General features: G+C 38.4%; 22 protein-coding genes and 1 other RNA gene. 19 read left to right on the top strand and 4 right to left on the bottom strand.

The window, feature by feature from the left end; genetic code table 11:
• Positions 1 to 1,503 carry a glucose-6-phosphate dehydrogenase gene (zwf, locus tag P8610_RS07555; protein WP_394603817.1) on the bottom strand — a complete coding sequence of 501 codons (1,503 nt, stop codon included), beginning with the start codon at positions 1,501 to 1,503 and terminating at the stop codon, positions 1 to 3.
• Positions 1,504 to 1,598: 95 nt separating this feature from the next.
• On the opposite strand from zwf, the gene P8610_RS07550 reads away from it, so the two are divergent.
• The 15 genes from P8610_RS07550 (at position 1,599) to P8610_RS07480 (ending at position 16,975) form a co-directional block, all read left to right on the top strand.
• Positions 1,599 to 2,441, top strand: coding sequence for a sulfurtransferase (locus tag P8610_RS07550; RefSeq protein WP_394603816.1), 843 nt, complete (start codon positions 1,599 to 1,601; stop codon positions 2,439 to 2,441).
• 45 nt (positions 2,442 to 2,486) lie between these two features.
• On the top strand, positions 2,487 to 3,317 hold the full coding sequence (locus P8610_RS07545; protein WP_394603815.1) for a PHP domain-containing protein: 831 nt from the start codon (positions 2,487 to 2,489) through the stop codon (positions 3,315 to 3,317).
• Positions 3,318 to 3,390: 73 nt separating this feature from the next.
• Complete coding sequence (locus tag P8610_RS07540; RefSeq protein ID WP_289495550.1) at positions 3,391 to 3,987, top strand: trimeric intracellular cation channel family protein; 597 nt, start codon at positions 3,391 to 3,393, stop codon at positions 3,985 to 3,987.
• Positions 3,988 to 4,109: 122 nt separating this feature from the next.
• The gene (gene ablB / locus P8610_RS07535) at positions 4,110 to 4,964 is read left to right on the top strand and encodes a putative beta-lysine N-acetyltransferase (protein ID WP_394603814.1); all 855 of its coding nucleotides are present in this window, start codon (positions 4,110 to 4,112) and stop codon (positions 4,962 to 4,964) included.
• 57 nt (positions 4,965 to 5,021) lie between these two features.
• A complete protein-coding gene (locus tag P8610_RS07530) occupies positions 5,022 to 6,422 on the top strand; it encodes a sigma-54 interaction domain-containing protein (protein ID WP_394603813.1) in 1,401 nt (466 codons plus the stop codon).
• 124 nt (positions 6,423 to 6,546) lie between these two features.
• Positions 6,547 to 6,702: a hypothetical protein gene (locus P8610_RS07525; RefSeq protein ID WP_394603812.1), complete on the top strand. Its 156-nt coding sequence runs from the start codon at positions 6,547 to 6,549 to the stop codon at positions 6,700 to 6,702.
• Between the two features lie 117 nt (positions 6,703 to 6,819).
• Entirely contained in the window at positions 6,820 to 8,247 is a 1,428-nt protein-coding gene (ablA, locus tag P8610_RS07520; RefSeq protein ID WP_289495546.1) for a lysine 2,3-aminomutase, read from the top strand.
• Positions 8,248 to 8,260: 13 nt separating this feature from the next.
• Positions 8,261 to 8,533, top strand: a complete 273-nt coding sequence (locus P8610_RS07515) for a YokU family protein (protein WP_289495545.1) — start codon at positions 8,261 to 8,263, stop codon at positions 8,531 to 8,533.
• 77 nt (positions 8,534 to 8,610) lie between these two features.
• Entirely contained in the window at positions 8,611 to 9,978 is a 1,368-nt protein-coding gene (locus tag P8610_RS07510) for an aspartate aminotransferase family protein (RefSeq protein ID WP_289495544.1), read from the top strand.
• A 15-nt stretch (positions 9,979 to 9,993) separates the two neighbouring features.
• Positions 9,994 to 10,725 (top strand): CoA transferase subunit A, encoded by a 732-nt coding sequence (locus P8610_RS07505; RefSeq protein ID WP_289495543.1) that lies wholly within the window; start codon positions 9,994 to 9,996, stop codon positions 10,723 to 10,725.
• Entirely contained in the window at positions 10,668 to 11,330 is a 663-nt protein-coding gene (locus tag P8610_RS07500; protein ID WP_289495542.1) for a 3-oxoacid CoA-transferase subunit B, read from the top strand. The genes P8610_RS07505 and P8610_RS07500 overlap by 58 nt, the downstream gene beginning before the upstream one ends.
• Positions 11,331 to 11,349: 19 nt before the next feature.
• Positions 11,350 to 12,612: a peptidase gene (locus P8610_RS07495; protein WP_394603810.1), complete on the top strand. Its 1,263-nt coding sequence runs from the start codon at positions 11,350 to 11,352 to the stop codon at positions 12,610 to 12,612.
• On the top strand, positions 12,609 to 13,916 hold the full coding sequence (gene gabT, locus P8610_RS07490) for a 4-aminobutyrate--2-oxoglutarate transaminase (RefSeq protein WP_394603809.1): 1,308 nt from the start codon (positions 12,609 to 12,611) through the stop codon (positions 13,914 to 13,916). The genes P8610_RS07495 and gabT overlap by 4 nt, the downstream gene beginning before the upstream one ends.
• Positions 13,917 to 14,056: 140 nt before the next feature.
• Entirely contained in the window at positions 14,057 to 15,508 is a 1,452-nt protein-coding gene (locus P8610_RS07485) for a hypothetical protein (protein WP_394603808.1), read from the top strand.
• Positions 15,509 to 15,538: 30 nt separating this feature from the next.
• Complete coding sequence (locus P8610_RS07480) at positions 15,539 to 16,975, top strand: hypothetical protein (protein ID WP_394603807.1); 1,437 nt, start codon at positions 15,539 to 15,541, stop codon at positions 16,973 to 16,975.
• A 23-nt stretch (positions 16,976 to 16,998) separates the two neighbouring features.
• Here the strand turns inward: P8610_RS07480 and P8610_RS07475 are convergent, their stop codons facing one another.
• Positions 16,999 to 17,250, bottom strand: a complete 252-nt coding sequence (locus tag P8610_RS07475; RefSeq protein ID WP_289495537.1) for a DNA alkylation repair protein — start codon at positions 17,248 to 17,250, stop codon at positions 16,999 to 17,001.
• A gap of 104 nt (positions 17,251 to 17,354) precedes the next feature.
• Between P8610_RS07475 and P8610_RS07470 the strand changes: the two genes are divergently transcribed.
• The 3 genes from P8610_RS07470 to P8610_RS07460 all read left to right on the top strand — a co-directional run bounded on the left by P8610_RS07470 (position 17,355) and on the right by P8610_RS07460 (position 18,687).
• Positions 17,355 to 17,495, top strand: coding sequence for a hypothetical protein (locus tag P8610_RS07470; protein ID WP_289495536.1), 141 nt, complete (start codon positions 17,355 to 17,357; stop codon positions 17,493 to 17,495).
• 30 nt (positions 17,496 to 17,525) lie between these two features.
• Positions 17,526 to 17,710, top strand: a non-coding RNA gene (gene ssrS / locus P8610_RS07465) — 6S RNA.
• A gap of 83 nt (positions 17,711 to 17,793) precedes the next feature.
• On the top strand, positions 17,794 to 18,687 hold the full coding sequence (locus tag P8610_RS07460; protein ID WP_394603806.1) for a 5'-3' exonuclease: 894 nt from the start codon (positions 17,794 to 17,796) through the stop codon (positions 18,685 to 18,687).
• Here P8610_RS07460 and P8610_RS07455 read toward each other — a convergent pair.
• Together P8610_RS07455 and P8610_RS07450 are read right to left on the bottom strand one after the other, a co-directional pair.
• Complete coding sequence (locus tag P8610_RS07455; RefSeq protein WP_394603804.1) at positions 18,684 to 19,613, bottom strand: DMT family transporter; 930 nt, start codon at positions 19,611 to 19,613, stop codon at positions 18,684 to 18,686. The genes P8610_RS07460 and P8610_RS07455 overlap by 4 nt on opposite strands.
• Positions 19,606 to 20,013, bottom strand: coding sequence for a reverse transcriptase-like protein (locus P8610_RS07450; RefSeq protein WP_289495534.1), 408 nt, complete (start codon positions 20,011 to 20,013; stop codon positions 19,606 to 19,608). Before P8610_RS07450 ends, P8610_RS07455 begins: the two co-directional genes overlap by 8 nt.
• A 70-nt stretch (positions 20,014 to 20,083) precedes the next feature.
• Between P8610_RS07450 and P8610_RS07445 the strand changes: the two genes are divergently transcribed.
• Positions 20,084 to 20,752, top strand: coding sequence for a reverse transcriptase-like protein (locus P8610_RS07445; RefSeq protein ID WP_394603803.1), 669 nt, complete (start codon positions 20,084 to 20,086; stop codon positions 20,750 to 20,752).
• Positions 20,753 to 20,784 lie beyond the last annotated feature (32 nt).

Below are 20,784 nucleotides of genomic sequence, written 5' to 3'. Positions count from 1 at the left end.
TTAACATTCCTCTCTAACTTTTGTAGGTTCCCACCAAGAATGGCCGTCTCTATTCAACAATTCATCTGCTTCAACAGGACCCATGCTGCCAGAAGGATATTGTGTAATTGGTGAACCTGTACCATCCTGCCAAGCTTTTGTAATGCGGTCAATAAAGTCCCAGCTAAGAGCTACTTCATCCCAACGAGTAAAATAGGTTGAATTCCCAAGAAGACAATCATGGAGAAGCTTTTCATATGCTTCTGGAGAGTTCATCTCAGCAGTTGATTTATTGTTATATGTCATATCGATCGGCAACAGATCAGATGTGTCACCTTTTGGTTTAGCATTAAGAGTCAGGCTAACACCTTCATCAGGCTGAACGTGAATTCTTAAAAGATTTGGCTGATATTTTTCTGTCTTTGCATGATAAAGAGCCATTGGACCTTGCTTGAATTGAATAACGATTTCTGTAGACTTTACAGCCATTCGTTTTCCTGTACGAATATAGAAAGGTACGCCTGTCCAACGGAAATTATCGATAAACAGTTTAGCAGCTACAAATGTTTCTGTTTTTGACTCAGGAGCAACATTTTCTTCTTGCAGGTATCCTGGAACTTTTTCACCGTTCATCTTTCCATCAGAATATTGTGCGCGAATCACATTCTTTTGCACTTCTTCTTCATTAAAGAAACGCAACGAACGAAGCACTTTAACTTTTTCATCACGGATATGTTCAGGCTTTAGTTCACCTGGCGGCTCCATAGCAACCATCATAACCATTTGAAGCATGTGGTTTTGAACCATATCAAGGAGCGCACCTGATTTTTCGTAATAAGCTGCTCGATCTTCTACACCTAAAGTTTCACTAGATGTGATTTGAACAGAGTCGATGTACTTGTTGTTCCAGATGGATTCGAAAATCGCATTTCCAAAACGAATCACTTGAATGTTTTGGACCATCTCTTTACCGAGATAGTGGTCAATACGATATATATCATCTTCATTAAAACTTTGTTGGATCTCTTCATTTAACTTCGTAGCAGAAGGGAGGTCATGACCGAATGGTTTTTCAATTACGATGCGCTGCCAGCCTTCTGTGTTTGTTATACCTTCTGATTTTAAGAAAGTAGGGATCGTTCCGAAAAAACTTGGAGCCATCGCTAAATAGTATAAGCGATTCCCATTCGTCTGATAATCTCTATCAAGCACGTTCAAAAGTTCTTCTAATTCATGATAGCTCGGTTCACTTGTTACATCCATTTTTAAATAATAAAAATGAGAAGAGAATTTTTTCACGATTTCTCGATCTGCATTCGGTGCGTGTTCGTTAATAGCTGAAGCGACTTCAGCTTGAAATTCTTCATGTGAATACTCTTTTCTAGAAACACCAACAACAGAAAAGTTCTCTTTCATATGCCCCTTTTGATACAATTGATAAAGAGCAGGAAATAGTTTTCGGTGAGCGAGGTCACCAGTCGCTCCAAATAATACAATGGACGCGTTTGGTATACTATGTATCATTTTGTACGTCACTTCTTTCTATCTTTTCTAATAGTTACAGCTTTCCCTAGATGCAGTTAAAATAACGTATTACTTCTTAAATAGGAGGTTTAAATATGTCCAATTTTGTAAGACCGGAATGGGTAGACAATAATCTTAATAGAGACGATATCGTGATTTTTGATTGCCGGTTTTCGTTAGCAAATCCTTCAGAAGGGATTGAGCTGTATAAACAGGATCATATCGAAGGCGCATATTATGCGGATCTGAACCAACATCTATCAGCACCAGTTTCAACTCATGGCGGTCGTCACCCATTACCTTCCGTAAACATACTATCACAATTTTTAGGCTGTTGTGGGGTTGACTCTGAAAAAATTGTTGTCGCATATGATGACCAATCAGGTGCTATGGCCTCCAGACTTTGGTGGCTATTGAAATACCTAGGACATGATAACGTATATGTTATGCAAGGCGGCTACACACACTATAAAGAAAAAGGTCATAGCATCACAAGAAAAATGCCTATAGAAAAGCAATCACACTTTAAGTCCAAAATTAGGGAAGACATGCTTGTCATGAAGGAGGATATTATATCTGTCATTAAAAACAGAAATAAAATGCTGATAGACGCTCGGGAGCCTAACAGATATAAAGGCTTGATCGAACCGATTGATCATAAAGCAGGCCATATACCAACAGCTATTAATATTCCGTGGGAGAAGCATTTTCAAAAAACCGGCTGGTGGAAAGAAAAAAAAGAGCTGCAGGAAATGTATGCAGTTCAACTTCGTTCTGACGAAAAAGCAATCGTATACTGCGGATCTGGCGTAACAGCTTGTGTGAATATTCTTGCTATGAATGAGGCTGGTATCACAAATACTGCGCTATATGGAGGCAGTTGGAGCGATTGGATCAGTTATCGTGATAACCCAGTTGAAAAAGAACAGCAAGAATAAAATTTCACGTACCGTAATTTAATTATAAATTTTAGGAGAACAAAAATGAAACAAAGCGATCTGCATACCCATACCACTGCATCAGATGGAACTTTTAGTCCAGCAGAAAACATTAAAAGAGCCCTTGAAAAAGGCCTTGGAGCCATTGCAATTACTGATCACGACACGGTAAGCGGTATAGAAGAAGCGATGCTTGAAGCAAGTAAACATCCAAATTTCGAATGTATTCCCGGTATCGAAATCAGTACATTGTATAAAGGACAAGATATTCATGTTCTAGGATATTATATCGATTATAAAGATGAAGAATTTCTTTCTGTTTTAACAAACCTTACTTCTGTAAGAGACAAAAGAAATGAAATGATTCTTCAAAAACTAAATAAACTTGGAATCAATATTAACAATTCAGAATTAGAAGCAAAAAGGCACGGGGATGGAAATGTTGGAAGAGGACATATTGCGGAGATTCTAATGGAAAAGGGGATTGTTCAATCTCTTCCAGAAGCCTTCGACAAATATTTAGGAAAAGGAAAAGCAGCATATGCTACACCTGAGCGCATTTCACCAATAGAAGCGATACAAATCATAAAAAAGGCAAAAGGTGTGCCTGTTTTAGCACATCCGGGCATTTATGGTGCTGACGAACTGATTCCTTTATTAAGTGAGAACGGATTGATTGGGATCGAGTGCTGTCACCCAGATCATTCATCACACCAAGTAATTCATTACAAAAAGTTAGCTGAAGAATACTCGTTAATAAAAACAGCAGGAAGCGATTTTCACGGTTTTCGAAACGGAGAAGTTTTTCATGGGGATCTTGGAAGCTGCAGTGTACCGCTCAGCACTATAGAGAAGTTAAAAAGTTTTTGCAAATAATACTTGCCAGTCGGTTCATAACCTTATAAGATTCAATACGGAGTATATTGTTTTTTAGAGAGGAAGAACGGGTTTGACTTGGGATTTATTAAATATCATTGGGACGATAGCTTTTGCGATTTCAGGTGCTTTAGTTGCAATGGAAGAGGATTATGACATTCTCGGTGTTTTTATTTTAGGTTTAGTTACAGCATTCGGTGGTGGTGTTTTGAGGAATGTATTAATCGGACTTCCGGTTGACACCATATGGGAACAAGGCCTTTTGTTAAAATCAGCACTTGCTTCAATGGGCATCGTTTTCTTTATGCCAGAAACTTTTATACAATACTCAAAAAGAAGTCTTCATTTTTTTGATGCAATAGGGCTTTCTGCATTCGCTATTCAAGGTGCGATTGCTGCCACAAGCATGAACCATCCAATAAGTGCAGTGATTGTTGCTGCAATATTGACGGGTATCGGCGGAGGCATGATTCGCGACGTGCTGGCAGGACGAAAGCCAGTCGTATTGCGTGAAGAAATTTATGCAGTATGGGCTTTACTTGGCGGGTTGATTGTAGGTTTAAATATTGTAAACAGTACCGTTGAATATATGATTCTGTTCATTTGCTTAGTTGCTTTTAGAATGCTATCTCTTAAGTTAAGATGGAGACTTCCTCATAGAGCTCTATAACAAATAGCAACAACTTAATCAAATTCTAAAAACCGCCTGAAGGAAGGTGGTTTTTTTTATGCAGGAATTTACTCTTGATTTATGGAAGTTAAATTATGTGATAGAACAGGAGGCGAAAAAACGTGCAGACGACCTATTATGAAAATCATAAGGTACAACAACCCCATTTCACTGCAGATACTTGCTTTGATTATTATAACGAGCGGCTTCGTATCGATGACTATCGAGGAAGCGTGAATCATTTAGTTATATGGTTAGAAGAAGAAGTGATAAAGAACAACTTTAACAAGGTAATTGTTAAATCTCGTTATGAAGATACAGCTCTCTGGATTCAGCAAGGTTACATCTATGAGGGGGAATTTACAAAATACTTCAATGGTGCACCTGCTATTGCCATGTGTAAATACATTACCAATGAAAGAAGAAACAGCCAATACTGGCTGGATGAAGATAACCTATTAAAAGGAGTTATGAAGCTGCCGCAAGGAGCCTCTCAAAGTCCATTTCCGGAAAAATACTCTCTCCGAATGGCTGATGTTCAAGATGCAAAGTCACTTGCAGAATTATATGGGGAGGTCTTTGAAGTTTATCCTACACCCATGGATAATCCGGAATATGTACTAAAAATGATTCAATCTGGAACACTGTTTTGTGTCGTTGAACATGAAAAGAAAATTGTAAGTGCTGCATCTGCTGATGTAAATTCAACGTATCATAATGCTGAGATTACGGATTGTGCGACTCTCCCTAACCATCGGAAATTTGGGCTGATGAAGCACTTAGTTGATCAGCTTGAGAAAGAATTATTTAATCGTAGTATCTATTGTTCTTATTCCATTGCACGTGCATTATCTTTTGGCATGAATGCTGTTTTTTATCAAAAAGGATATGTTTATAAAGGAAGGCTTGCTAACAATTGCAAGATCTTTAATAAATACGAAGATATGAATATTTGGGTAAAAGATCTATCAAGTTAGGTGCCGACTTTTCGGCACCTGATGACGAAAATTAAGCACTCTTGGTGGTGAGCGAAGATGATCACTGGTTCAATGGAAACAGCCGAAACGTTAAATGCCATTTTGAAAACAATTGATGAAGGAATCCATGTAGTCGATGCAGATGGTATAACTATCTTTTACAATTCGGTTGCAGCAACACTTGATGGATTAACACCTGATGAAGTTCATAATTGTCATGTACTCGAAGCGTTCCCCTCACTGACAACAGAAACCAGCACTTTATTAAAGGTCATTCAAACAGGAAAACCGATCTTTAATGAACACCAATCGTATACGAACCGAAAAGGCAAACAAATAGATACGGTAAACTCCACTTTACCGCTTTGGCTGAATGGAGAGTTGATAGGTGCGGTAGAAGTAGCAAAAGACCTTTCAAAAATAAAACAACTGTCTGAACAATTATTAGATTTGCAGTCAAAAATGAAAAGATTAAATAAATCACATAAGAACCAAACGTTTGCCAGTTACCACTTCTCAGATATTATCACGAATGATTCAACACTTGATCAAGTTAAGATGCAGTGTGAAAAAGCCTCACAAACCCAATCACCGATTATGATTTACGGAGAAACCGGAACCGGAAAAGAGATGTTTGTTCAAGCGATCCACAACTCTTCTAAACGCAGTTCACAACCTTTTGTTGTTCAAAACTGTGCTGCGATTCCAGGACCGCTGCTCGAAGGTATATTGTTTGGTACTACGAAAGGTAGTTTTACTGGAGCCATTGATCGTCCAGGAGTTTTTGAGTTGGCAGATGGAGGCACTTTATTTTTGGACGAGCTTAATTCAATGCCCGTTGAGCTCCAAGCTAAGCTCCTGCGAGTCGTTCAAGAAGGAGTCGTTCAACGAGTTGGGAGCCATGTTACCCGCAAGATTGATGTTAGGATAATCTCTGCACTCAATGAAAAACCTGAAGAGTGTATGAATAAAGGCAGTTTAAGACACGATCTATTTTATAGATTGAATGTTGTTTATTTCGAACTTCCTCCTTTAAGGGAAAGAAAAAGGGACATTTCGTTTCTGATTCAATATTTTGTTACGCATTTTAATGCTGTCTTCCAAAAAAAAGTTGAAGGCATTACAGATGAGGCAGAACAAGTGCTCCAAAATTATTCTTGGCCCGGTAATGTACGCGAACTTAAACACGCCATCGAACATAGTATGAACTTTTCCGAAGATTACTCGTTAATCGGACTAGAATTGCTGCCAAAGCATGTTGCACCTTCAAATGCTGCTATCCGTATAGAAAGTGCACCTGATTTATCTTCTGTTCCTCCATTAAGAAAGGCATTAGGGGATTATGAACAACAAATTATTCAGATGGCACTAAAACAAACATCTGGAAACATTCTTCAAGCAGCAAAAATTCTAGGAGTACCTAGGCAAACCCTTCAATATAAAATTAAACAAAGATAAACTGCCGATTTTTCGGCAGTTTTTTCTTTTTTGATAGGATCCCATCTAAAGACTGTTTTCTAAAAGATTGTAGCTTTCAAACCTCATTTATATTTACTTCCGTGATAGTTGATTGGAGTGCAAGGTGGGAGACTCCTGCGGGACAGGCGGGCAGGTGAGACACTTATACGTGAAACGTACGAATGTGGCTCAACGCCTGCCCCGCGGAAAGCGAGCACCTGAAACGGAAATCAACCACTTACAAAAACAACAAAGTAAGACTTTCCTTGAAAGTATATAGGCCCACAATCAGCTTAAGTGCATAAAGTATAGGTATATCACTAAATTTCTGAAATTTCTGTAACTTGGCATGCATCTTGCAAGAGTATGAAGTGTAGAAATAAAGGAGGTCGTTGACATGCCTGTAGTGAATGGATTATTCAAACCTAAAAAACATTGGAAAGAATTTGAGTTATGGAAAGATGTTACAGACGAGCAATGGAATGATTGGTTATGGCAGCTTACGAACACCATCAGAAATTTAAAGGACTTAAAGAGTATCATTAACCTGACACCTGAAGAAGAAGAGGGAGTCAAAATTTCGACGATGACAATCCCTTTAAATATAACACCTTATTATGCATGGCTAATGGATCAAGATGATCCAAGGTGTCCGATTCGTATGCAGTCAGTACCAATCGGCAAGGAAATTTTAAAGACGAAATACGATTTAGAAGATCCTTTACATGAGGATGAAGATTCTCCGGTTCCAGGATTAACACATCGTTATCCAGACCGCGTACTCTTTCTCGTAACCAATCAATGTTCAATGTATTGTCGTTATTGTACGAGAAGAAGGTTCTCTGGGCAGATTGGTATGGGTGTTCCAAAGAAACAGCTAGATGCAGCTATCAATTATATAAGAAACAATCCTCAAGTTAGAGACTGTTTAATCTCAGGTGGTGACGGATTACTAATTAATGACAACATCTTGGAATATATTTTAAAGAACCTAAGGGAAATCCCACACCTTGAAATCATTAGAATTGGTACACGTGCACCTGTCGTTTTCCCACAAAGAATTACAGAGAATTTATGCAATATTTTAAAGAAGTATCATCCGGTTTGGCTTAACACACATTTTAATACTTCATTAGAGATTACAGAAGAATCTAAAAGAGCATGTGAGATGCTTGCTAATGCTGGTGTTCCGGTAGGTAACCAGTCTGTAATTCTAGCTGGCATCAATGACAGTGTTCCGATTATGAAAAAGCTGATGCATGATCTTGTGAAAATTCGAGTTCGGCCTTATTACATCTACCAGTGCGATTTATCTGAGGGTATCGGGCATTTCCGAGCACCTGTTTCAAAAGGGTTGGAAATCATCGAAGGACTGCGGGGTCATACGTCCGGTTATGCTGTTCCGACTTTTGTAGTTGATGCTCCTGGAGGCGGAGGTAAGATTGCCGTTCAACCTAACTATTTAATCTCTCAATCACCAGAAAAAGTAGTTCTTAGAAATTTTGAGGGTGTTATCACTTCTTATCCAGAACCACAAAACTATCAAGCTGGCAGGGCTGATGCTTACTTCAATGAAGTTATGGGCACAGACCATATAAAGCCTGCCATCGGTGTTTCAGCTCTTATGCGAGATGAAGCTTTCAATCTCGTTCCACAAGGATTAAAACGTCTTGAAAGAAGAGAAGATTATGGATCTAATCCAGAGCATAGTTCTTTAAAAGATAAACGGGATAAACGAGATGAACTTAAAGAGAAAAAATTTAAGTTTGAACAGCAAAAAGACGAAGGAGTTTCACCGTCTCCTGAAGAACAAAAGAATGCATAGAAAGGAGGATAACATGAAGTGTTTATGGTGTGAAAGTGAAAAAGCAGAACAGACAGGTCTAACGGGTTATTGGGAACTTCCAGATGGTTCGAGAGCCGTTGAAATAACTGTAATCCCTTCTGTTTCCTGCTCTTCTTGCGGCATGGAATATCAAGAGGACCATGTTGTAGATGAAATTGAGGATCAGCTTATGCTGATTGATACGAAGAAAATAGATTCAACGATTTCGTATACTGATTTAATGAGCATACCAAGGTTTTTAAAGAAAAACTACTTTAAGATTTAACATCATATAGAGGAAGGAAATGTCTGATTTCATAATGGGCGTTTCCTTTTTAACCTCAGGAGGAAGGAGCCTTTTTCATGAGAAAATCACATCTCATCAAACCGGTTCTAGGAAACAACTATCCTGTTATCAGTCATGGTAAAGGAATCTATTTATATGATAAAGACGGCAAGCAATATATGGATGGATCTTCTGGAGCAATAACAGCAAATATCGGGCATGGTGTCCGTGAAATTGCAGAAGCGATGTGGAATCAGGCACAGCATGTTTCATTTGTATACAGATCACAGTTTACTAGTGATGCAGCAGAACACTTAGCAGAAAAAATAGCTCAATACGCTCCTGGAGATCTTAATTCCGTTTTCTTTGTGAATAGTGGTTCTGAAGCAACCGAGACAGCATTAAAGGTTGCTATTCAGTATTTTCAAGAACAAGGCAACATGACGAAAACAAAAGTCATATCCAGATGGACCAGTTATCACGGAATTACTTTAGGTGCTCTTTCCATGTCAGGTCATCAGTTAAGACGGCAGCGCTTCACTCCCCTTCTAGAAGACTTCCCTGCCGCACCTGCTCCATATTGCTATCAGTGTCCGTTAAAAGAGACTTATCCAGGATGCGGGGTAAAATGTGCAGATGATTTGGAGACGATTATTCAAGCGATAGGCCCTGATCAAATTGCTGCTTTTATTGCAGAACCAATCATCGGGGCATCAGGGGGAGCAATCGCACCGCCTGACGAATATTTTGCAAAGATCAGAGCTGTATGTAATAAATATGATATTTTATTTATCGCAGATGAAGTAATGACAGGTATGGGCAGAACAGGAAAGATGTTTGCTATGGAACACTGGAACATCATTCCTGACATCATAGCGTTAGGTAAGGGTATGAGTGCTGGATATACACCAATGGCAGCAACAATCGTATCAGATCGTATTATGAACGTGATTGAAGCAGGCAGCAAAGTAGTGATGAGCGGCCATACATTTAGCGCCAATCCTCAATCAGCAGCAGTTTGCTTAGCTGTTATTGATTATATGGAAAAAAACAAACTTCAGGAAAACGCAGCTGTTATGGGCCAGTATTTAATCACTCATCTGCAACGGCTGCAATGGAAATATCCGTTGATTGGTGATGTAAGAGGAAAAGGATTATTATGCGGTATTGAATTTGTTAAGGATCCAATTTCTAGAGAGCCTTTTGAGTTAAGCACGAAAGTAACCGACCGGCTCCTTTCCATCTGTTTTGAAAAAGGTTTACTCGTCTATCCAGCGGTCGGAGGTGTAACTGGATTCTCAGGTGACTCCATACTTGTTTCTCCACCGTTAACCGTTACGAAAGAACAGATTACCGACATGATAGATATCCTCGACCAATCGATTAGTGAACTAACTACCCAATTAATCACAGACGGATTATACATTACAGAAGCGACAAGTTGAAAGAGGTGTTGAAAGATGGTCCAGAGCGTAAATAAACAGATTTCACTAGAAAGCGCTTCTAACTATTTCTTTAATGGAATGTCGCTAATGGTTGGTGGGTTTGGAGGGGTTGGCGCTCCTCCTTCTCTCGTTAATTTAATTCTTGATAAAGGCATTCAAGATATTTTTCTTATCAGCAATGATACGGGGTTTCCTTGGATCGGCCCTGGGAAACTTATTACGGAAAAACGAGTAAAAAAACTGATTGCATCTCACATTGGCTCAAATCCAGAGGCAGGAAAACAAATGCAAGAAGGGCTTTTAGAGGTGGAATTTGTACCACAAGGAACGCTTGCTGAAAAAATAAGAGCAGGCGGGATGGGGCTTGGCGGTATATTAGTCGATGTAGGTTTAGGAACAGTCGTTGAAGCGAACAAAGAGAAGGTTTTTGTAAACAAAAAAGAATACATGATCGAAACCGCATTAACAGCTGATGTATCTATTGTTTATGCCAAAAAAGCCGATTTGTACGGAAACCTTATATATGACAAAAGTGCTCGGAATACAAACCCATTAGTAGCAACTGCAGGGCAGATTACGATTGCTGAGGTAGAAGAAATTGTTCCAGTAGGTTCACTTGATCCTGAAGAAATCATCACACCAGGTGTCTTTGTCGACTACATTATTCAAAGTAAAGGAGTGGACTGGAAATGGGTTTGGGAACTGAAACAAGGCAAAGAATCGCAAGAAGGGCAGCCCTCGAAATAAAGAATGGAATGACCGTGAACCTAGGCATCGGTATCCCGACACTCGTTGCTGACTACATCTCTAGCGATCTACATATCATGCTTCATACTGAGAATGGCATTCTAGGTATGGGTGGTTCACCTATAGCTGGTAATGAAGATGGGAACTTATCAAATGCAGGTGGCTATCCTGTTACGATACAGCCTGGTGCCTCTTATTTTGATAGTGCCACCGCATTTGGAATCATTAGAAAAGGACTGCTTGATGTAACCATTTTAGGCGCACTTGAAGTTAGTGAGCGAGGAGATATCGCAAACTGGATCGTACCTGGAAAACGTGTCCCTGGTATGGGTGGTGCGATTGATCTTGCACAAAAAGCAAAAAAAGTCATTATTTTAATGAACCACACAGATAAGAACGGTAATCCTAAAATTGTAAAAAACTGCTCTCTTCCTCTAACGGTTAAAGAAGGAGCAAACATGATCATAACTGAAAAAGCTGTTTTTCAATGTGAGAACGGAAAGCTGTATCTTCGTGAGATTATGAATCCTTATACGGTAGAAGATGTTATTCAAACTACAGGTGCTTCAATCGTTATTGATGAACAAGTATCCGTTTTTCAATGAATGTTAAGGGAGGTTTCACATGCTAGTTAAAGAAAAGCTCTCAAATTGGCTGATGAAAGAACAAGATAACGCCGTACGATTTTTACAAAAAACAGTGCAAGAGGCAAGTACCACTGGTAATGAAACAGGCGTACAGCACTTGATCGCACAAAAACTGAAGGATATTGGCCTCGAAGTTGATATGTGGTATCCAGATGGTGAAGAATTAGCGAAACATCCTAGCTATTGTGCAAGCCGAACAGATTTCAGTACAAGTCCTAATGTTGTTGGCATTTGGCGAGGAACAGGAAACGGCCGCTCTATCGTTCTTAACGGACATATTGATGTTGTCCCTGAAGGTGATCTGACACAATGGGATGAACATCCTTATAGCGGAAAAGTTATTGACGGTAAGCTCTATGGTCGAGGATCCACTGATATGAAAGGTGGAAATCTATCACTTCTGCTTGCTATTCAAGCATTAAAAGAAACAGGTGCTCAGCTAAAGGGTGATTTATTCTTTCATAGTGTCATAGAAGAAGAAAGTGGAGGTGCAGGAACGCTTGCGGCAGTACTGCGGGGTTATAAAGCAGATGCAGCCATCATTCCAGAGCCTACCAACATGAAGATCTTTCCTGCCCAGCAAGGTTCTATGTGGTTTCGGTTAACGATAAAAGGAAAGGCAGCTCACGGCGGTACTCGTTATGAAGGAGTTAGCGCGATTGAAAAAGCGAGTGTTGTTCTTTCAGCAATAAAAGACTTAGAATCGATTCGTAACAAGAGAATAACGGATTCATTATACAAAGATATCCCCATACCGGTTCCAATTAATATAGGGAAAATTACAGGAGGGAATTGGCCGTCATCTGTCCCTGATTCGGTTGAACTAGAAGGAAGAATCGGTGTTGCCCCTAACGAAACACTCGAAGAAGTAAAAGCAGAACTAGAAAGCTATTTATCTAACCTTTCAGATTCATGGTTAAAAGATCATCCAATCTCTATTGAATGGTTTGGAGCGCAATGGCTGCCTGGTTTAATTGAGACCGATCATCCACTAATGAACACCCTCTGCAAGAATTTTGAAGGTGTTACAGGAAATGCACCGATCATTGAAGCATCTCCATGGGGAACGGACGGAGGTCTTTTATCACATGTTGGTGATACTCCATCTATCGTGTTTGGTCCAGGTGTTACGGCAGTCGCTCATTACCCAAACGAATATATCGAGATTGCTAAGATTATGGAAGCTGCTGAAATTATTGCTCTAACGATTTATGACTGGTGCGGAGGCGAGAATATATGAAGAAATCAGAGGAGTTATTAAGACGAAAAGAATTAAACGTACCAAGAGGACCGTTTAATACCGTTTTGAACTTTGTAGATCACGCAAGTGGAAGCACGATGACAGATGTTGACGGAAAAGAGTATATTGATTTCGCTGGTGCAATCGGAACCTTAAATGTTGGCCATTGTCCGCCGAGAGTTGTTGAAGCATTAAAGAATCAAATAGAAAAATACATTCATCCATGTTTTCACGTAATGATGTATGAACCGTATGTGCAGCTTGCTGAAAAATTAAACGAAATTACACCAGGGGACCACCATAAGAAAACATTCTTTTTAAACAGCGGTGCTGAAGCTGTAGAAAACGCAGTAAAAATTGCAAGAAAATTTACAGGCAGAAAAGCAATCATCTCCTTCGAGCGTGGATTTCATGGAAGAACACTTCTTGCCATGTCATTAACAAGCAAGGTAAAACCTTATAAATTTGAGTTCGGTCCATTCGCACCAGAAACGTATAAGATGCCATACCCTTACTATTACAGAGATGACCGAAATATAGAAGAAACAGACGCCGCCATCTTAGAAAAATTTGAAGACTTTTTCTTAGGAGAAGTACCACCAGAGGAAATTGCAGCCATTATATTTGAACCTGTCCAAGGTGAGGGTGGTTTCGTTATCCCCTCCAAAACTTTTGTAAAAGGCCTTCGCCAAATTTGTGATAAATATAATATCTTATTGATTGCAGACGAGATTCAAACAGGATTTGGCCGAACTGGAAAAATGTTTGCCATGGAACATTTTGATGTTGTGCCAGATTTGATGACCATGTCAAAATCAATCGCTGCGGGTCTTCCGATTTCAGCTGTTACAGGCAGGGCGGAGATTATGGATGCACCAGCACCTGGGGAGATTGGTGGTACGTATGGAGGCAGCCCGCTTGGCTGTGTGGCAGCGTTAGAAGTAATAACGATGATAGAGGAAGAGAATTTATTAACACGAGCAAATGAGATTGGTGAAACCATTCTCCAAACGTTTACCAGATGGAAGTCTCAATATGATTTTATCGGTGATGTTCGTGGAATAGGCGCAATGTGTGCACTTGAAATTGTAAAAGACAAAAAATCAAAGACACCAGATTCAGACCGTGCAAAGAAAATTATTGCACTTTGTAACCAAAATGGGGTTGCTATAATGGGTGCTGGTCTATACAGCAACGTTATACGGATCCTATCACCGCTAGTCATAACAAATGAACAGCTTCTTCAAGGATTAAAGATCATGGAGAAGCAACTCAATAAAATAAGTGAAGCAGTATCCACTTAATCCTGAAACCTCGTCTTATAGGCGAGGTTTTTGAATTCAATTGAATAGAACTTACTATCTACCTAATAACTGGATATTTTTAATAAAAATTCAAGATATTGTGCTAATATGGGAGTACAGGGTTAAAGGAGTTGTCATATTTGCAGACATTAAAAAAAGTGTTGATCGGTACAGCGCTGATCGGCGGTTTTGCCATCTATACACAATACGAAAAAACTGCAGAGCCTGCTTGGTCTGTTAATGCAGAACAGTTTACAGTGGTCAAATCATTACATGAAGGAATGAAAAGAGAATATACAAAGTTTGAAGAACTTGAAATGGTCGATCAATATGGATTTCTTAAAGACGCCAATAAAACAGTGGCATTAGAAGAAGCTTATCGAACATTAACAATTGATAAGATTTGGAACTTGGAAGGCCGTTTGTATTTCTTATACAGTGTAGACGTAAAAGAGAGGGATAAAGACGAATATGATGTACCCCGTCTATCTGTAAAAAATATGTTGTTTAAAACGAAGGAAGGCAAAGAAATCGTCCTCAGAGCAGGGGAGAATATGGGAAGTCCAGGTTCAAGAGACGAAGGATTTGTATACAAACACAGACTTTATCGCTCAATGATGCTTATTCCCGGACCAATAGAAGACGAGGAAATCGACTGGTCCATTTTAGGACAAACGAACACGATACAACTTAAGGATCTTGCCATTTCCTATAAAAATGTCGGATCAAAAGCAATAAATGATATTTCATTAAAGGTAACCTCCGACAATCCTTATACGAAAGTATTAAAATCTGAAGCTATTAATCAGACCATTCCTTATGACAATCAATACGTAAAAATTAAATCAATTGATGCATTGTTGTACGAACAACGGCTTTCATTAGAGATTCCAAAGAATGCTGATGACTTAATAGGATTTTCAGTTGCATCAGACAATTCTCCACAAACTCAAACATTAGGCATTATAGGGACACCTAGTACAGGGTTTTACATGCCTTTATATGAGATGCCGTTTTTGGAGTCTGTAAAAAATGAAAAATCCATTACATTCAATTCATCGGTACATAAAGATAACCGCTCTTTTTCATGGAAAATTCCTAAAGAAGACATTCAAACTTTTCTTACAAACAAAGATCAACCTGTTGTGAAGAATGAAGTAATTGCGAATTTGAATGAAACGAAGGTTATATATGAAGGATTAACCTTGTTTGAAGGTATCCCTAGAATTATGCTTAGTGTAACGACTGCTTCCAAACATTCTGATGATCGAGGATTTATCCCTGAACGTTATTATAATGGAGATAAAGTACCGGAAGAATATGTTCGTCAATTTAAAAACAATTTGATTTCCATAGAAGATGAAATGAAAGCGAAAATAATAAACTTTGACATTCATCGCTCATATACAGAAGACAAAAGAACGTATTATATAACGTTTTTGCACGAAGAGGATATCAAAAATGGGGAGTGGAACCCAATTATGATTCCGCAGCAAGATCTAACGTTAACATTATCTAATCTTACTTATGAGAAGCCGCTCTCAAAACCAGTCACAATAAAATATAAGAATCCCATCAATAAAAGCAAGTAAAGCAATTTATATCCAAAGGGGAAATTTCGTTTGAACCACAAGTGGAAGAAAATCATCATTGGAGCTGTTTTATTAATCGGGTTCGTTCTATATACACAATTCGAAAAGAGTGCAGAACCTGCATGGAAAGTAAATAACGAAAATTTTCACATGGTTTCTGACTGGAATGAATTGATGGACATGGAAAAAATAAAATATAAGGAATTGCGATTTGTTGACCACTTCAATCTTTTAAAGAAAAGCCAAATATCACTGCCAATCCCTAATGATCAGAGAAAGTTTCATATCGAGCATACATGGAGTCATGGGCACCAGATGTATATTTTGTATAGTGTAGATCTTTTAGAACGAGATAAAGATGAATTTGAGGTTCCAAGGCTTTCAGTTGAAAGGATTAAATTAACTTCAAAAAAAGGGAAGGATTTCGATCTTCCAGTAGACCTTTTTCCAGGTGAAACTTTTAATAACGGATTGGTTTATAAACATAAATTGTATCGCTCAATCATCATCCATCCTTTATTTGATGGCCTGCAGAATCAAGAAGATTGGGATGAGGTTTCGAGCAGTGAACGTTATGAACTATCAGATCTTTCATTAAGCTCGAAGAAAAACTTTACAAAGCTCAAACCGATTGCTTTTAAGGTGAATCCGCCAAATAACCCTTTAAAACCTGAAACCATTGCTTCAGTAAATTTAAATCAAACATTAAGTATTCCTAAGCAAGTGCCATTGCAATTAAAGGATCTGGAATTCTTTCAAATTGGCTCTAGAATTTCTTTGTCTACTCATATAGATAAAGATCTTGTATCACTTGCTGGGAAAGTTAAAAAAAATAATATAGACTATCCAGTTGATTTTGATATAAGCGGTGATCATGTGAGTGGCTACTATTTACAAATGTACGCTGTTGAAAACGAGTTAGTAACTCAAGAGAAGGCTGATTCTTTAGAGCTGGTGCTGACGCATTTTGTTCAAAGGAAACGGGATAGCTATACCTTTTCGGTTTCAAGTTCTGACATAACCAAGTTTTCGCTTAACCCAACAAAAGACATTGATAAAAATGAAATAATCGCAAATGAGAAGTCGTTAAAAATTGTGTACCGAGGGTTATCAATGGAACAGGAAAATAAAGTAGTTGGAATTAAATTTACGCTCGATGATAATCAAGAAGGCATTGAAGATCATTATCTATACCCTCAGCCGTATTATCATTTTGGAGACGAACCTGGGGATGAACGGCATGTTCGTAACTTAGTATCAGTAAAAGACAATAAAGGAATGGAGCTTAAAAATTACGATATCCTGAATTATTATGAAGATGATAAACCTTCATTTTTAATCGTTTTTCATGAAGGTCTTCCAAAAGAAAATCTTACAGTTACTTTTTCAAATCTCTCTCATATAGAACCTTTGCAAAAACAGGTGGTTGTACCATTAAAACTTCCTGCTCCAAAAAATCAAAAATAGACTGCCGAACTGGCAGTCTTTTCTTATGCTCTTGGATTGCTCTGAGCACGCTTGATATACATTTCTTCTTCTCCAACAATTCCGCATGCACCGCATTGAATCAATCTTTCTGATCCTCGGTATGGAAGGTGGAACATATCTAATTGTCCATCTTCATACTGCTGAACAACGTCACCTGTTGAAGGATCAAGTTTTACCGAAACCGGATTTTGTTCGATCACATTAAAACGGGTACGATTGGTTTTGCAATTTGGACATAAATAAGGATTTGCCATTGTATTGACCTCCTTTTTAGTCTTAAGTTAACCAACCTAGGAAGAATTATGTAAGTTTTATTTTCAAGTGAAAAAGCCATAGTAAGAATAAGGAGGGATAAAACATGGGCAAACAGAAAAAAGGCAACGCAAATGCACAGCGCAACAACAATGTAAAAGAAAATGGAACTGAAAATCAAACTGAGTTTGCATCTTACGCTGAAATGGAAGTAGAAAAGATGCACCACGGCAAAAAAACAAAATGATTTTACTTCTTAACAATCAGGTAGTATAATAAAAATCTGCGATGTTAGTGACTTTTCCATGTCTTTAACCTATGTGCTAATGACGGGAATCCAATATGATCTGTCAGACAGTCATGCCTTGCATTCGACTTGGAAGGCTGTAACGGCAGCTGCGGATACCCACCTGAGAGATCAGGTTCCAAAGGCATATAAAGTCACGGCAGAGCGGACTTTACTTAAACGACAACAAGCGTATTTTACATCACATGTAAAATGCGCTTTTTTAAATAACATATAATTAGCGGGGGATTTAAAGAACATGGACATGGAGAAGAAAGAAGTACTGCTTTTGATAGATGGATTTAATTTGTTAAGCAGATGTTATTTTGCTACAGCATATGGAAAAGAAATGCATGACCTGCCACGGAACTCTAAAGGGCAATTTATAAATGCGATTCGCGTAACGATACAAAAACTGCTTATGCTTGTTCGTGAACACGAACCCTCACATATCGTTGTTGCGTGGGATGTTAAACGTGACGAAACGCTCAGAAGAGAAAAATTTGCAGATTACAAAGGAACAAGGAACGAATTGCCTGAGCCTCTTATTCAACAATATGAGACACTCGTCCAGCTTTTTGATGACATTGGAATCACTCAAGTTACGATTCCAAGATATGAAGCTGATGACATCATTGGAACACTCGTTCATCGCTGGCGCAATGAACGCGACGGTGAATGCATCATTTACAGCAATGACCGCGATTTGCTGCAGCTTTTATGTGAAAAAACGTCACAGCTGATTACGGTAAAACGCGATGAACTGAAGTATACGCTGAATCATTTTCAAGAGGAGTACGGCATCACACCTAATCAATGGATTGATGTAAAGGCTCTCTTAGGTGATAAGAGTGATAACATTCCAGGTGTAGCAGGTGTTGGTGATAAAGCAGCATTACCACTCATACAGCAATATGGAGCGGTTGAATCCATTTATGAAAACTTTGAAAATTTAGATCCTAGGTATAAACGATACCTTAAAAAACTTGAAGCTGGCCGAGAAATGGCTGTTTTAAGTAAAGATCTATGTACGATTTTTACGGATGTGCCTGATGTAATTGACAGAGATCTAGAGGAATGCAGATATATTTTAGACAAACAAATCGTTCGAAGCGCTTTGCAAGAACTTGAGATACAAATAAGAGTGGGTTAAGAAAGATCCCACTCTTTTTGTTTGCGTTTTATAAATAAATCATTAAATTTGATTTCAGACAGAATCATACCCAGCAATATAAAGAAACACCCTGTTAACGCTTTTGGTCCAAGACGTTCACCAAGCATGAGGAAGGCTGTTATGGCTGCAAAAACGGGTTCCATAGCAAAAATGAGAGCAACCCTTGCAGGAGTAGTAAACGATTGGAAATATGTTTGTGCTAAGAAAGCTAAAGCTGTTGCAAACAATGCAGTGATTACTAGTGCAGTGATTACTTCGGGTTGAAGCACCATTTTTGCTGCAAACATCTCTCGCCAATTCTCTGTGAATAAAGCTGTAAAAAAACTCAAGACAGAAACGGTTGCAAGCTGTATGACTGTTAAACACAAGGCATTGAATGATCCAGCGAACTTACCTGTAAAAACAATATGAAGAGCAAAAGAAACAGCACATAACAGTACATAAGCATCGCCGACATTTAATGTTAAACTGTTGTGTATAGTCAGTAAGTAGAGACCTGCAACAGCAAGTAACGAACTTATTCCGACTTGCCAATTCAGCTTGTGTTTCAACAAGATATAGCTAAAAAGCGGTACTAAAACCACACTTAAGCCTGTAATAAATCCAGCTTTAGATGATGTAGTATATAATAGTCCAACCGTTTGAAGGCCATAACCTAAGAACAACCAAAATCCGAGAATAACACCGCTTATCCAAAGATTTTTATTTTTAAAATGAATGAGTGATGACGAGTTAAACAAAAATAGAATAAGCACCAAGATAAGTGCCGCAAAACTAAAGCGTATCGTATTAAAGGAATAAGGCTCTAAAAAAGCAATAGCTTTTTGCACGATAACAAAAGTAGTTCCCCAGATTAGTGCAACCAGTAATAAATTGAAATCGGCAAACCAAGGTTTTTTAATCATTTGGCTGGCTCCTATTCATTTGAATGGCTTGCCTTGCCAATTCATCTGCTATCTTATTTTGTTTGGATGGTATCCACTTAATGAAAAACAGGTCGAGCTGTTGTGATAAGTTTAACGCTTTTTCTAATAGTTCAGTATAACGCTTATCTTTTGCGTATCTTTTATCGATCGCTCTTTCTACGGCTTGAGAATCTGTGCGAAAGGATACGATTCTCCAATCGTTTTCAATACATAACTCTAATCCATGAATAAGCGCATGATACTCAGCTTCATGGTTAGACATAACACCAATTGGAAAACGATGAGAATGAGTTGTGCCATTTCCGATTTTTACATATACGCCGGCTCCAGAAAGTCCCGGATCACCTGCACTCGCACCATCAATGTATATCTCTATCAAATGCGTCTCTCCTCTATATAAATATATACGTATTATAAAGTACTTTATAAAAAACAAAAAGGACAATACTATGAACTTCTCAATAGAGTATATGTACAAACACCCTAAATCACCATTAAAGATTCGGTTTGTTTCTGATCCAATGTCATTGAACGAAGCTCTCTTTATTACAGCTGACCTTGAAAAAACAGGAAGAGTGTCTGAATTGATCTTTATCGATACGAAGGGTGTTTCTTGGACAAAGAAAGAGCTTTTGAAGCTAACAGAGGTGAAAAAAGAAGAACCTAAGAACATTTCGATCTATTTTGATGGAGGGTATAAGGCAGAAACGGGAGCGAGCGGACAAGGAATTATCATTCGTTACTCTCAAAACGGTGTGAACTACCGTATCAAGAAAAACGTTAGTTTGACAAACCTTGAATCCAATAATGAAGCAGAATATGCAGCATTGTGGATCGCTGCACAAGAACTTGAAGAGCTTGGCGTACAGTATGAGGAAGTCATCATTCAAGGTGATTCAAAGGTAGTTATAGAGCAATTGAAAGGTGAATGGCCTTGTTATGAAACAAACCTCCAGAACTGGGCAGACAAGATCGAAACACTATTTAAGAAGCTTCAAGTCGAACCTGTTTATGAGTGGGTAGCAAGAAATAAAAATAAAGATGCAGATCAGCTGGTTACTCAAGCATTAAACGGAAAGATCATTCAAGCAAAGAAAGAAGTCATTGATAATCTTTAATAACTACTGGTACAATTTACTAGAATCTTTTG

It is taken from the genome of Fictibacillus sp. UD, assembly GCF_043558025.1.
Lineage (GTDB): Bacteria > Bacillota > Bacilli > Bacillales > Fictibacillaceae > Fictibacillus.
This window is presented reverse-complemented; position numbering and strand designations above follow the sequence as displayed.

Excerpts from the sequence above, each read along its gene's own strand:
- zwf (WP_394603817.1), bottom strand. The coding sequence starts at position 1,503 with ATGATACATAGTATACCAAACGCGTCCATTGTATTATTTGGAGCGACT.
- P8610_RS07550 (WP_394603816.1), top strand. The coding sequence starts at position 1,599 with ATGTCCAATTTTGTAAGACCGGAATGGGTAGACAATAATCTTAATAGA.
- P8610_RS07545 (WP_394603815.1), top strand. The coding sequence starts at position 2,487 with ATGAAACAAAGCGATCTGCATACCCATACCACTGCATCAGATGGAACT.
- P8610_RS07530 (WP_394603813.1), top strand. The coding sequence starts at position 5,022 with ATGATCACTGGTTCAATGGAAACAGCCGAAACGTTAAATGCCATTTTG.
- ablA (WP_289495546.1), top strand. The coding sequence starts at position 6,820 with ATGCCTGTAGTGAATGGATTATTCAAACCTAAAAAACATTGGAAAGAA.
- P8610_RS07515 (WP_289495545.1), top strand. The coding sequence starts at position 8,261 with ATGAAGTGTTTATGGTGTGAAAGTGAAAAAGCAGAACAGACAGGTCTA.
- P8610_RS07510 (WP_289495544.1), top strand. The coding sequence starts at position 8,611 with ATGAGAAAATCACATCTCATCAAACCGGTTCTAGGAAACAACTATCCT.
- P8610_RS07505 (WP_289495543.1), top strand. The coding sequence starts at position 9,994 with ATGGTCCAGAGCGTAAATAAACAGATTTCACTAGAAAGCGCTTCTAAC.
- P8610_RS07500 (WP_289495542.1), top strand. The coding sequence starts at position 10,668 with ATGGGTTTGGGAACTGAAACAAGGCAAAGAATCGCAAGAAGGGCAGCC.
- P8610_RS07495 (WP_394603810.1), top strand. The coding sequence starts at position 11,350 with ATGCTAGTTAAAGAAAAGCTCTCAAATTGGCTGATGAAAGAACAAGAT.
- gabT (WP_394603809.1), top strand. The coding sequence starts at position 12,609 with ATGAAGAAATCAGAGGAGTTATTAAGACGAAAAGAATTAAACGTACCA.
- P8610_RS07475 (WP_289495537.1), bottom strand. The coding sequence starts at position 17,250 with ATGGCAAATCCTTATTTATGTCCAAATTGCAAAACCAATCGTACCCGT.
- P8610_RS07470 (WP_289495536.1), top strand. The coding sequence starts at position 17,355 with ATGGGCAAACAGAAAAAAGGCAACGCAAATGCACAGCGCAACAACAAT.
- P8610_RS07460 (WP_394603806.1), top strand. The coding sequence starts at position 17,794 with ATGGACATGGAGAAGAAAGAAGTACTGCTTTTGATAGATGGATTTAAT.
- P8610_RS07455 (WP_394603804.1), bottom strand. The coding sequence starts at position 19,613 with ATGATTAAAAAACCTTGGTTTGCCGATTTCAATTTATTACTGGTTGCA.
- P8610_RS07445 (WP_394603803.1), top strand. The coding sequence starts at position 20,084 with ATGAACTTCTCAATAGAGTATATGTACAAACACCCTAAATCACCATTA.